9 protein-coding genes are annotated in these 13,288 nt (G+C 44.8%); 4 read left to right on the top strand and 5 right to left on the bottom strand.

What is annotated here, in order from left to right:
• Window positions 1-288 precede the first annotated feature (288 nt).
• The gene (locus ACYTXL_RS07575) at window positions 289-468 is read right to left on the bottom strand and encodes a hypothetical protein (protein WP_461924167.1); all 180 of its coding nucleotides are present in this window, start codon (window positions 466-468) and stop codon (window positions 289-291) included.
• Between the two features lie 143 nt (window positions 469-611).
• Here ACYTXL_RS07575 and efeU point away from each other — a divergent pair, with 143 nt between their 5' ends.
• The 3 genes from efeU to efeB are packed head-to-tail and all read left to right on the top strand — an operon-like array spanning window position 612 to window position 3,962.
• Window positions 612-1,445, top strand: coding sequence for an iron uptake transporter permease EfeU (efeU, locus tag ACYTXL_RS07570; protein ID WP_461924166.1), 834 nt, complete (start codon window positions 612-614; stop codon window positions 1,443-1,445).
• A 31-nt stretch (window positions 1,446-1,476) separates the two neighbouring features.
• The gene (efeO, locus tag ACYTXL_RS07565; protein ID WP_461924165.1) at window positions 1,477-2,664 is read left to right on the top strand and encodes an iron uptake system protein EfeO; all 1,188 of its coding nucleotides are present in this window, start codon (window positions 1,477-1,479) and stop codon (window positions 2,662-2,664) included.
• A 29-nt stretch (window positions 2,665-2,693) separates the two neighbouring features.
• On the top strand, window positions 2,694-3,962 hold the full coding sequence (gene efeB, locus ACYTXL_RS07560) for an iron uptake transporter deferrochelatase/peroxidase subunit (RefSeq protein WP_461924164.1): 1,269 nt from the start codon (window positions 2,694-2,696) through the stop codon (window positions 3,960-3,962).
• A 454-nt stretch (window positions 3,963-4,416) separates the two neighbouring features.
• On the opposite strand, the gene recN is transcribed toward efeB, so the two are convergent.
• Entirely contained in the window at window positions 4,417-6,165 is a 1,749-nt protein-coding gene (gene recN, locus ACYTXL_RS07555) for a DNA repair protein RecN (protein WP_461924196.1), read from the bottom strand.
• Between the two features lie 317 nt (window positions 6,166-6,482).
• Here recN and ACYTXL_RS07550 point away from each other — a divergent pair, with 317 nt between their 5' ends.
• Window positions 6,483-8,468 (top strand): ABC1 kinase family protein, encoded by a 1,986-nt coding sequence (locus ACYTXL_RS07550; protein WP_461924163.1) that lies wholly within the window; start codon window positions 6,483-6,485, stop codon window positions 8,466-8,468.
• 31 nt (window positions 8,469-8,499) lie between these two features.
• Here ACYTXL_RS07550 and cysC read toward each other — a convergent pair whose 3' ends face one another.
• From cysC to ACYTXL_RS07535, 3 genes are all read right to left on the bottom strand, one after another.
• The gene (gene cysC / locus ACYTXL_RS07545) at window positions 8,500-9,054 is read right to left on the bottom strand and encodes an adenylyl-sulfate kinase (protein WP_461924195.1); all 555 of its coding nucleotides are present in this window, start codon (window positions 9,052-9,054) and stop codon (window positions 8,500-8,502) included.
• A gap of 464 nt (window positions 9,055-9,518) precedes the next feature.
• Window positions 9,519-9,953 carry a hypothetical protein gene (locus ACYTXL_RS07540; RefSeq protein WP_461924162.1) on the bottom strand — a complete coding sequence of 145 codons (435 nt, stop codon included), beginning with the start codon at window positions 9,951-9,953 and terminating at the stop codon, window positions 9,519-9,521.
• A gap of 202 nt (window positions 9,954-10,155) precedes the next feature.
• Window positions 10,156-13,167 (bottom strand): valine--tRNA ligase, encoded by a 3,012-nt coding sequence (locus ACYTXL_RS07535; protein ID WP_461924161.1) that lies wholly within the window; start codon window positions 13,165-13,167, stop codon window positions 10,156-10,158.
• Window positions 13,168-13,288 lie beyond the last annotated feature (121 nt).

Here is a 13,288-nt window from a genome sequence, read left to right as displayed (position 1 = left end):
GCATTGCTGTGCCCCTACCGCGTGGGTCTATTTACCTGAAAATAGCGTGTAAGAGTCAGAGACTGGGAACGAGACAATCTCTAAGTCAAAGCTGTTGCGCCTTTAATTTGCACTAATATTTTTTCAACATGGTTGTGGGGTGTGCATCTTGCCCGCCCTGATTGTGCAAGTTGTATACATAACAGCTCAAGCCAGTGGATTGGGCGGGTTTCCGACTCTTGTTGGCTTTTCTTAATTATCCTTTGGTCGTAAATAGACGATGCTGTAGGGGTTTAGCATGGTAAACCCCTACGAAAGATGTGGTTTTTCACCTGATACATATTTGGTATTTCTTGCGTGTTGCCCACCCCACAAGAAGTAGTTAAATATTTTTTTATTTGGAAGTCCTTTAAGCCGCAATGCCATTGCATCGGCTGGTAATGCCATTGCATCGGCTGGTAATGCCATTGCATCGCCTGGTAATGCCATTGCATCGGCTGGTAATGCTCTGAATCGGAATCAGAAAAACTTCATCAACCTAGATTTTTAACTCGTACTTATGTACAAATCTTCTCAAGTAAGTTATTATTCTCATGATGATTTGATAGTAATTATAACTAATAAGGTTATCCATGCTTTTTCCCTTCTTGATCATGTTCCGAGAGGGCGTTGAAGCTGCACTTGTCGTGGGGATCATTGCCAGTTATCTCAAGCAAACTGGTCGTACCCATTTGATGAAGTCAGTTTGGATTGGCATCGCACTAGCGACTTTGATTTGTCTAGCTGCTGGCATTATTTTACAAATAACCAGTCAGGAGTTTCCCCAGAAAGAACAGGAACTATTTGAAGCGGTAATTTCCCTCGTTGCCGTTGGGGTTCTCACCTGGATGGTTTTCTGGATGCGCCGTGCGGCTCGTTCTCTGAAAGGGGAGTTACAGTCTCAAATTGAAACTGCGATTCAGTCGGGGGATAAATGGGGTACAGCATTAGTGTGGATGTCATTCTTTGCAGTACTACGGGAAGGTCTAGAAACAGTAGTGTTTCTGCTGGCCACGTTTCAGCAAAATTTGGGAATTCAAGCTCCCGTGGGAGCATTATTTGGATATGCAGCCGCACTAGCCGTCGGTGTAGGCATCTATCAGGGTGGTATCCGCATCAACTTGAAGCGATTTTTTAAATGGACAGGAGCCTTCATTATCCTGGTTGCTGCTGGACTCTTAGCAAGTGGGGTGAGAGCTTTCCATGAAGCCGGAGTGTGGAATTCACTGCAAACAGTGGTATTTGATGCTAGCGGGGTACTTCCCAATAACGGGTTTCTCGGTTCACTTTTAGCAGGATTTTTTGGATATAACGATGCGCCGACTGTCAGCGAAGCGATCGCCTATTTTGGCTATCTAATTCCTACGATGTCGCTGTTCTTCTTAGGGGAAAAGGCTGGACAGAAGAGTACAGCGAGTCATTCTTAGCTACTTCCATAACTTTTAGGAAAAGACAACAATGAAAAATGTTTTAAAGTATTCAACAATTATCTGTCTAATTGCCTTGACAGTAGCTGGCTGTGAATCGAACAAATCAAGCGATACTGCCGCGAGTAATACTCCAGAAGCAAAAGTAGCCAGCGATACCTCTGCTAACAATCCTACAGAAACAGCTTTGAGTGTGACAGATCAAGGTTGCGAACCGAATCAGCTGTCAGTAACATCTGGGCAAAACACCTTTGTGCTGACCAACAAAAGCAGCAAACCTGTAGAGTGGGAGATTTTGTCTGGGGTGAAAGTCGTTGAAGAAAAGGAAAATATTGCTCCTGGCTTCGTTCAAAAACTCAAAACCAATCTCCAACCGGGTGACTATGACATGGCTTGCGGTTTACGCAGCAATCCCAAAGGTAAAATCACAGTGAAAGCTGGAGGAGATTCTCAAGCCAAAGGGACTGTAGATCAAGGTCAATTAGTCGGTGCGATCGCAGAATATAAAGTCTACATCACTAAAGAAATTGACCAACTGGTTACTAAAACCAAGATATTGACAGATGCCGTGATTGCTGGCGACCTTCCCAAGGCTCAAAAAACCTATGCATCTGCCCATCTTCACTATGAACGCACAGAACCTGTAGCTGAATTGTTCTCCGACCTCGACAAAAGCATGGATTCCCGTGCTGATGACTTTGCCAAAAAAGAGGCTGACCCACAATTCACCGGATACCATCGCCTAGAAAAAGCTTTATTCCAGGACAAAACTACAAAAGGCATGAAACCCTATGCCGAAAAGCTACAGAAAGATGGACTAGATTTACAAAAGCGCATTGCCACCTTGACCATTGAACCGAAAAAGATGGTTGGCGGTGCTGCTGACTTGATTGAAGAAGTGGGTAAAACCAAGATTTCTGGAGAAGAAGACCGTTACAGTCATACTGACCTCTGGGACTTCAGCGCTAATGTCGATGGTTCCCAAAAGATTGTGGAGTTATTGCGCCCCGTCATCCAAAAAGCTAACCCCGAACTACTGGGGCGTGTGGATGCAAATTTCACCAAAGTTGACCAACAACTTGCTAAGTATAAAACCCCTGATGGTGGTTTTGTTAACTACAATAAGGTGAGTGAAACAGACAAGAAAGACATGAAAACAGCGATCGCTGCTCTTGCTGAAGATTTGTCTCAGCTGCGCGGCACTTTGGGAGTTGAGTAATTTATCAATCATTCCTAGAGGAGGAAACTATGTCTATTACAAAGCAACCAAATTTACGCATTACTCCCCGCATCAGCCGTCGTGACTTGCTCATCGGTATGGCCGCAGCAGGTGGAGTAGCAGCTTTGACCAGTTTGGGTTATCAGACTCTTCTAGGAACACCTCTTGACCCATCTGAAGAGATCGTGCCCTTCTTTGGACTTCACCAAGCAGGTATTCTTACCCCTACTCCTGCCTCTGGGTTAATGGTAGCATTTGATACAACTGCTGCAAATAAAGCAGATTTAGTGCGGTTGTTCAAAACTTTAACTGAGCGCATCCAGTTTCTCATGGCAGGGGGAACACCCAGGTCGCGCGACCCCAAATTTCCACCCAATGATTCGGGGATTCTTGGGCCTGTAGTGGTTCCCAATAACTTGACAATCACCCTAGCTGTGGGTAACTCACTGTTCGATAACCGCTTTGGACTCGGCAACTTGAAACCCAAGCGGTTAGATACTATGCCCAATTTTCCCAATGACCAGCTTGACCCAGATTTATGTCATGGGGATATACTGTTGCAATTCTGTGCGAATACTGAAGAATCGAATCTCCACGCTTTACGCGACATCATTAAGAACTTGCCTGACTTGATAACTTTGCGTTGGCAAATAGCAGGGTTTCTGCCGCCGAATACCCACAAAAAACAAGGTAAAACTACGGTGCGTAACCTGCTTGGTTTTAAAGATGGGACAGCAAATCTAGATGCTAGCGATGAAAAGTTGATGAACCGGATTGTCTGGGTACAGCCAAATAGCAGCGAACCAGCTTGGACAGTCGGGGGAAGCTATCAAGTGGTGCGGGTGATCCGCAACTTAGTGGAACACTGGGATCGGACACCACTACAGGAGCAAGAGACAATTATTGGGCGCGATAAGGACTCTGGCGCACCCTTGGGGATGAATCACGAGAAAGATATTCCCAATTATGCTCAAGACCCAAAGGGTCAACAAATCCGCCTAGATGCTCATATCCGCCTTGCTAATCCCCGCACATCAGAGTCGAATTTGATTCTGCGGCGTGGTTTCAACTATTCACGCGGGTTTGACAAAGCTGGACAGTTAGATATGGGTTTGTTGTTTGTCTGTTTTCAGGCTGATTTAGAAAAGGGCTTTGTGACGGTGCAAAATCGCTTGATTGGTGAACCACTAGAAGAGTATATTCGCCCCATTGGTGGTGGATATTTCTTTGCTTTACCTGGTGTCAAAGCTGAAGGAGGTTATCTCGGTCAGTCATTACTAGAAACATCATCAGTGTAGATTTAAGGATTTCCAACAAATAAATTACTACTACTTGTGGAGTGGGCATCTTGCCCGCTTTGGTCTACACCCACCCCACAAGAAATATAAGATTTACGCATTGACAAGAAATACCAAATATGTAACAGGTGAAAAACCACATCTTTCGTAGGGGTTTAGCATGGCTTTTCCCCTACAGTATCGTCTATTTACGATCAAAGGATAATTAAGAAAAGCCTGAAACAACCTATTTTTGTTAACCCACATCACGATGAATTTGTACAGTGCGTAAGTCCTAAAATAGTTGAGTATTTTTTTTATTTGTCAGTCCCTTATCATTCAATACAGTTCAGTTAAGTATTTCTTCCTTCTCTTCCTTCTCTGCGAGACGCTACGCGAACGCGTCCTTTGCGGTTCGTTAAAAAATTGACTTTCATAAAGAGTTAAGCCTTAACCCAAGCGTATTGCCTGATCATTAATTTTTAATTTTTTGACGATGGTTAGCAGCTTGCAATAACAGAGATTCCGCAAAGGCGATCGCATCACTTGCAGATTTACCACCAGCTAACTGCGCTAATTCTTCCCGGCGTGTGGTTAAATTATCTAAGGTAGTAACTCTGACAACAGTACGCTGTTCGGCGTTGTCATTGTTGGCTTTTTTACCTTTGCCTTGATTGATAGTTTGCTTATCTACGCGGAAATGCCGATCAGCCATGGCCGCAACTAAAGGTTGGTGAGTAACACATAATACTTGGTTGCGTTGACTCAGCTGGTGTAATTTTTCCGCGATCGCTTGGGCTACCCTTCCCGAAACCCCGACATCAATTTCGTCAAATACCATTGTTCCAGCCACATCAACCTGAGAAAAACAAGCTTTCAGCGCCAGTAAAAAGCGGCTCATTTCCCCACCAGAGGCAATTTCCGTTAAAGGTTGCAGTGGTTCTCCAGGGTTGGAACTAAATGTAAAGGTAATTTTATCCGCTCCCATTGCAGTTGGAAAAGCTGGTAATATTTCAACCAGAAACTTCACCTTTTCCATCGCTAGGGGCTTGAGTTCAGCTATCAAACTTGATTCTAAATTAGCAGCCGCTTTACTCCGCAGTTCGGTTAACTGATTAGTTGCTTGGGTGAGTTTTTCAAAACATGCCTTTTCTTGCTGTTCCAAGTTTTCAATAGATTGTTCGCCGTCGTTAAGTTGGGCTAATTCCCATTGGATACGTTCGTAATAAGCGATCGCTTCTGTAAGTGTCGGCCCATACTTACGGCAAATTTGCTTTAATTCCTGAATCCGTTCTTCCACCTCTGACAAGCGATGCGGATCGGCTTCCAAACCATCCCCATAGGCATTAATCTGTCTTCCCACTTCCATTACCGCAGCTTGCGCGTCCCTGACTAATTCCAACAGGGGTTGGAGTTGGATATCATACTCCACCATGTCATTTAATGTCGCCTCACTATTTCCTAATAAATCTGCGGCGGCTGGGGTTTCATTATCGTTTTGATACAAAGCCTGATAAACTTTGTAACTCATTTGTTGCAAATCGACGACATGATTCAGGCGTTCCCTTTCTTGTCCCAACTGTTCCAATTCATTAGCTTCGCTAAGATTGGTTGCTCCCAATTCTTGCACTTGATAGGTGAGCAAGTCGAGTTGTTGTAACCGTTCTCGTTCTGATGTCCGGCGTTTTTCTAATGCTAAATGCGCCTGTTGGTAAGTACCAAAGCTGGTGGCGACTTTATGGCGCTGCTGCATTAGAGAGTCGCCGCCATATAAATCTAACCAGTCGCGGACTTGGGCAGATTGTCCCACTTGTACAGTTTGACCTTGGGCTGTAATTTCCACCAAGCGATCGCGCATTCCTCCCATAATTTGCCGATTTACCAACACGCCATTTACCCGCGATCGGCTGCGGATATTACTAGTACTGGCTGTGATTTCTCGACTAATAACTACGGAATTTTCATCAAGCAAATCTATTTCTTGTTCAGTCAACCAAGCCGCTAGAGGAGCGTTTGAGGTGAAAGTCGCTTCTACCATCGCTCGACTTGTCCCCGTGCGAATGACCCGACTAGAGACTTTACCACCCAAAGCAGCATCAATAGCATCCAAGATAATCGATTTTCCAGCGCCGGTTTCACCTGTCAACACATTTAGTCCCGCGCCAAATTCCAATTCCAGTTGGTCAATTAGGGCAAAGTTTTCAATTCGCAGACAAAGCAACATCAAGCCAAATTCTCCATGAGGGCAGATGCCAAATACTTCCAATTTACAGGACAATAAGTATGATCTTTCAGCAACTAGCAATAGCTACTACTATTGAACTAGTATGCCCATTTAAGTGTAGCAGACCTATTGGTACTGAAGACTTTTAAGAGCTAGAGGAGCAGGGGAGCAAGTGGGAAATAACCAATATTTGTCTATGAGAGGCTGCGCCAACGACTACGCTCAGTACAAGTGGCCAATTCCCAATGCCCCATGCCCAATCCCTCAACATATTGTTACAATACTTAACGTGATCGTTCTGACCGGTGGCCTTCTTCATGATTGTTAAGACACTTCCCCCTAGTTCCCGATCGATTCAGGAGGACAGTCGCAACGGCACAAATCGCCGAGGTGAACTGGACGTTATTGATATAGTGCCAGAAGAAAATGGTACACAAAGCTTGGTTGTGCCGCAAATATCGCCCGCCCAAAAGTTGAGGACAACAGCCCAACCTGAAACGCTTTACGATCCCGTGAGCATAGCGGTGCATTACCAAAACAGACCCCTACAAGTTATCAGGCGGATTTTCGCGGTTTTAGGGCCGAGTATATCCTTTGCTTTTGGGTTGTGGTCGGATAGTAAACGGGGAATTGTCGTCAAAAATGACCGCCGCCGAGCCACTCAGCTACGAGTATTGCTGACCAAACTGGGGCCTGCTTACATCAAAATTGGACAAGCTTTGTCCACCAGACCGGATCTGGTTCCTCCGGTATACCTAGAAGAATTAACTAAGCTACAAGACCAATTACCGCCTTTTCCCAACGAAATTGCTTACCAGTTTATCAAAGAAGAACTAGGCGCACCTCCCCAACAGGTTTACGCCGAACTCTCAGCCCAGCCAATTGCTGCGGCTTCATTGGGGCAAGTCTATAAAGGTAAGCTAAAAACTGGTGAAGAAGTTGCCGTTAAAATCCAACGCTCCGACTTAAGAGAGGGGATCACCATTGACTTGTATATCTTGCGTAACCTCGCTGCTTGGGTGCAGAAAAAAGTTAAGCGGGTAAGAAGTGATTTAGTTGGGATTTTGGATGAATTAGGCGATCGCATTTTTGAAGAGATGGACTACATCCACGAAGGCGAAAATGCCGAGCGATTTTTCCAGCTATACGGCCATATAAAAGACATATATGTACCGAAAATTTACTGGGAATATACCAATCGTCGCGTCTTGACGATGGAGTGGATTAACGGCACCAAATTAACTCAGACAGAAGAAATTAGCGCCCAAGGTATAGATGCTCGTTACCTAATTGAAGTGGGTGTGCAGTGTTCCCTACGCCAATTGTTAGAACATGGATTTTTCCACGCCGATCCCCACCCTGGTAATTTATTAGCAACACCAGATGGCAAATTAGCTTATCTCGACTTTGGGATGATGAGCGAGATTAAGCCACTACAGCGTTATGGTTTGATTGAAGCGATCGTCCATGTCGTCAACCGCGACTTTGAAGGATTAGCAAAAGACTACGTTAAGTTAGATTTCTTATCACCAGAAACCGATTTAACACCAATTATCCCAGCTTTTGCGAGAGTCTTTGCTGATGCCCAAGGAGCCAGTGTTGCCGATCTTAATATTAAAAGCATCACCGATGAACTATCGGCTTTGATGTATGAATATCCTTTCCGCGTACCGCCTTACTACGCCTTAATTATTCGCTCCCTGGTGACGCTCGAAGGTATTGCAATATTTATAGATCCCACCTTTAAAGTTCTCAGTGAAGCTTATCCTTACGTTTCTAAACGCCTGTTAACTGATCCAGCACCGCAATTAAGAGCATCATTGCAAGATTTGCTATTTAAAGATGGCAGATTTCGCTGGAATCGTTTAGAAAACTTGTTACGAAATGCGCGTAATAGTCAAGATTACGACTTTAATTTAGTGCTGAATCAGGGAATAGAATTTCTGGCATCTGAACGCGGCGCTTTCATTCGTGACAAGTTAGTAGATGAATCTGTTAACGGACTCGATGCTTTAGGTAAAAATGTTTTGCATAACTTTACCTCCTTGTTGCGGGAACGGGTAGGATTGAGAACAGTTAATGAAACTCCATCGGCGACAGGTGAGCAACAACAAACCTTGGAGCATATCAAACGTATATTAGGTATTCTCCGAGAAACAAAAGGCTTTGATCCGGTGCAAATTGCGCCTAAAATTGCCCAGTTATTGGTAAATTCAGATGTGCAACGTTTAGGTCAACAAATTGCCAACCGCTTCACGCAAAAGGCTGTAGCTAGGTTAATTCGGCAATTATTGGCATCGTAGTAAAAGTTATGAGTTAAAAACTTTCTTTAACTCATAACTGATTCACTTTAGCAACTATGTAACTCAACTCTTCCAGCTTTTCTAAGACCTTAGTAGCACTTTGGGCAATGCTTTCTTCATTAGTTTTGCATTCGACTTCCGGGTGGAGTGGTATTTCATAAGGATCATCAATACCAGTGAAGTGTTTAATCTCCCCGGATCTTACTTTTTTATATAACCCTTTTACGTCTCGCTGTTCACAAACTTCTAATGATGCATTGACGTAAACTTCAATGAAATATGGAATACTTTGGCGTATTTCTTCCCGAATTTCGCGGTAAGGTGAAATAGCCGAAACCAATACAATTACATTATTTCTGGCAAGAAGGTGAGCCACAAAGCCAATGCGCCGAATATTCTCTTCTCGATCCTCTTGACTGAAACCCAACCCTTTGCATAGGTTTTGACGTACCGCGTCGCCATCAAGAACTTCAACTCTGTATCCCTGTATCCGCAGTTCCTTTTCCACAAATTGACAAATAGTAGTTTTACCTGCACCACTTAGACCGGTGAACCATACTGTCACACCACACTCTTGTTGTCTCATCCTACCTCCGCCGTACACTTCAAATGGCACATCAAATAAAAGCTTTTTTGGGTAATTTCGGGTCAAATAGCAATTTTATTAGGACTTAGCACGAGTTACGGAATAACGTAGACGCGGAGCGACTTGCCGCAGGCTACCGCATACTCTTTCCTACGTTCAAGCAAGCTACGCGCAGCGCCTCGTTAGAGAAGGACGCGTTCGCGTAGCGTCTCGCAGAGAAGGAAGAGAAGGAAGAAATCCTTAACTGAACTGTATTGCCTTCAGGGCTATTTCGTTCTAGACAGAAACCGCCCAGAACTGAAGTTCAGAGGCTCATAGCTAAAGTCCGTTAAAACGGACTATAACCTTTTCTTAGTCGTCTTTAGACGAATGAGTGCTATTAGACTCAGAATTCATTCTGAGGCGGACTAGATCAGAATGAAATAGCCCTGGTATTGCCTTATAGACAAGACAATTGCAAACTTTTAACTTTCTTCTTGGGGATAATCATTTTTCTCACGTTTGAGGCTTTCTTCTAAGGCTTGAATTTGTTCACGACGCGCTTCCAATTCTAAGGAACGTCGCGCTAAGTCTTGATTTTGCAACGTCAGGGATTGTCGCCAATGTTCGGCTCGCTCGGCTTCCTGCTGCAAAAATTCCGGGGTAATGCCGATAGTCAGGTAGTTTTGTACTAAATGAAGTACCCAGTTGGTGGCGTCTTCTATTCTTTCAATGTCGCCTGTAGGGGAAAGTTCGACTAAAATAAGCAAGTTTTCACTCATCATCTTTCCCTTTCCTAGCAGAATGAAAGCTTCTTCGGGAATTATCGCCCACAAGTTATCAGCTTCTTGACGCGCTAACAAGCGTAACTGGTGCTGGTCTAAAAAATCGTTTTTACGCACCTGGGCTAGATATAGCATGAGGGTCGGTTCGCTCCAATTCAAAATCACCGAAGTTCAGATCGCCTCCAGCCTACGCAGTCTGGAAAAATTGCTCCTCTTCTCCCATCGCGTAGCGTCTGAGGGGAGACAAATTTGGATCTTGTTAATTGGTAATGGGTAATTGGGAATTATTGACACTCCGATTACCCATTACAGTTATCCTAAGCGATGCAGGCGATGCCTACGACAACGCCTGAAGGCGATCGCGCAAAATTTCAGCTTGCTTCTGTGCTTCGACTAAAGCGTCCCGCGCTCCCTGTACCACGTCTGTTCTAGCTCTATCCACAAAACTAGGATTGTTTAATCTGGCACTCAGGGATTGAACTTCTGCTTCAGCTTTACTCAAGCTTTTCTCTAGTTTGGCACGCACAGCTTCAATATCCACTACACCGCTCAGAGGAATTAGCACTTGTATTGTACCAATCACACCAGCGTAGACGTTTTCCGGCTTGCCGTCAGGCATCGCATTTTCTGATTCTTGTGGTTGTTCTAATTCTCTCTGCGAGAAAAAACCTCTCCATAACTTTTGTCTTGCTTGAGCAGTTAGTAAATTTTGGCTAACAAACCAAGCTGTGTAACCAAAACCAACTATTTCAAAGAAAGTTCCGAGGATGGGAGTGTGATCAATGTCATTTCCCACAGCTAAACCCAATCTACCAAAGACTATCGCCACAATAATTAAGCCAATTGTCTTCAAACCTCTCTGAGGTTTTTTCGCAGCAACAGTTTCGCTTTTTTGCTTGTCAGTAATGGTTAAAGTCTCAACTTTCGCCAAATCTTTAATGTAATCCTGTCCAGCAGTGAGAATTTCTCGCTCCTTCTGGCTTTCAGTTTGCAAATTCGCTGTCACTTTTACGCCTGGTTTAATATCCGCTTCCGCACGCAAATTCCGAATTGTGCGGATAGTGCCAATCAGCAATTCAAACTGTTCTTCCAAAGCTGCATCAATTAGGTTTGCATCCACCTGGGGATAGATTTGTAATGGTAAAGTTTGCGGTGAATCTGCTGGTTGTTGGGTGAGAGTTTGCCAAATTTCCTCGGTAATATGAGGCATGAAGGGATGAAGTAGTTTCAAAATTCCTTCCAGCACATAGCCAAGGGTTTGCTGTGCTACCCGCCGCGATGCCGGTTCTGCATCTTGCTGAAGGCGGGATTTCACCAGCTCAATATACTGATCGCAGAAATCACCCCAAATGAATTCGTACAATCCCTTAGCTGCTTCCCCTAAACCGTAATTATCGATGTAATTGGTGGTTTGTTTGACAACTTGATGATAGCGCGAGAGAATCCAGCGATCGCTCAATTCTCTAGCTACTGGGTTCCCCAATTGTTGCGGCGTTTGTCCATCCAAATTCATCATCACAAACCGGGCTGCATTCCACAACTTGTTAGTAAAGTTGCGGGATGCCTCCACCGATGCCGATTCATCCTTTTTGCGATCATACTCCAATCTCATATCTTGACCAGCCCCCGCCACTTCCCTAATTAGGGTATACCGCAGGGCATCAGTACCATATTTGTCAATTAATAACAACGGGTCAATACCATTACCTTTGGTCTTAGACATCTTCTGACCTTTTTCATCCAGCACCAAACCGTGGATGTAAACCGTTTGGAAAGGCATTTGCCCAGTAAGACGCCCAGCCATCATTGTCATTCTGGCGACCCAGAAAAAGATGATATCAAAGCCTGTTACTAAAGTCGTAGTCGGGTAATAAGTTGCTAAATCCTGAGTTTGTTCCGGCCAGCCCAAAGTCGAAAATGGCCAGAGTCCAGAAGAAAACCAAGTATCTAGCACATCTGGGTCTTGTTCTAAGTTGACATTTTGTCCAAATTGTGATTTGGCTTTTTCCCAAGCTTCAGTTTCGGATTTCGCCACCACAAACGGGGTGTTATCGGTAATTTGCCCATCCGTTTCACTGACAGCATACCAAGCCGGAATTTGGTGTCCCCACCATAATTGGCGAGAGATACACCAATCATTGAGTTTTACTAGCCAATCACGATAGACCTTTGTCCAGCGTTGGGGGACAAACCCTGGAGAGTTTTGCTGGTCGAGGAATTCGAGAGTGTTGTCAGCTAGGGGGCGAATTTTGACAAACCACTGAGTTGAGAGGAGAGGTTCAATCGGTACTTTACCGCGATCGCTGTAGGGAACGGTATGCTTATAATCTTCTATCTTCACCAAAAAGCCATCTGTTTCTAGGCGAGAAACCACATTTTTTCTCGCAACAAAGCGGTCTTGTCCTTGAAACTCCCCGGCATTGGCGTTAAGAGTGCCGTCTTTATTCATAATATTAATCAACGGCAGATTGTGACGCTTACCCATGTCAAAATCATTTGGGTCATGGGCAGGAGTCACCTTCACGCAACCCGTGCCGAAAGTGGGGTCAACAAATTCATCGCCAATAATCGGAATTTCTCGGTGTAGAATGGGCAGAGTTAAAGTTTTGCCAATGAGATGTTTGTAGCGATCGTCATTGGGATTAACCGCTACAGCCGTATCACCCAGCATAGTTTCTGGTCTAGTTGTCGCCACCTCTACAAAACCGGAACCATCGGTGAGGGGATAGCGGAAATACCAAAGATTCCCATTAACCTCTTGATTTTCCACCTCCACATCAGACACAGCCGACTGGGAAGCTGGACACCAGTTAACTAAATATTCACCACGATAAATTAAACCTTCCTCGTAAAGACGAGTAAACGCCTCGACAACAGCTTTAGATAAACCCTCATCCAGAGTAAACCTTTCCCGTGACCAGTCCACCGAGACACCCAAACGTCGTAGCTGATTCAGAATCGTTCCCTCAGACTCCGCCTTCCATTGCCAAGCGCGTTCTAGGAACTTCTCGCGCCCCAACTCGTAGCGAGTCTTACCCTCTGTCTTGAGTTGCCTTTCCAGCATAGTATGCACAGCAATGCTGGCGTGGTCAGTTCCGGGTAGCCACAGGGTATTGCGCCCCTGCATCCGGTGGTAGCGCACGAGGGTATCAATCAACGCACTTTCAAAAGCGTGACCCATGTGTAAGCTGCCGGTGACATTAGGGGGTGGAATGACGATGCAATAAGGTTCACCGCCTTTGTTGGGGTCAGCTTTATAAACTTGGTTCTCTTCCCAGAATTTTTGCCACTTGGCTTCAGTGGAAAAGGGGTCGTAGAGACTGGGGAGATTGGGAATGATTGCGGTCATGCTGGGCAAACTAAAGAAGGACTCTAATAAATTTTGCCACAGGGTTGGAGAGGCTTTATTATGGAAACGAACCGCAGAGGCCCAGAGAACGCGAAGGGAAGAGAGGTGGGAGAGGAATTGA

The organism is Nostoc sp., assembly GCF_054880495.1.
This window is presented reverse-complemented; position numbering and strand designations above follow the sequence as displayed.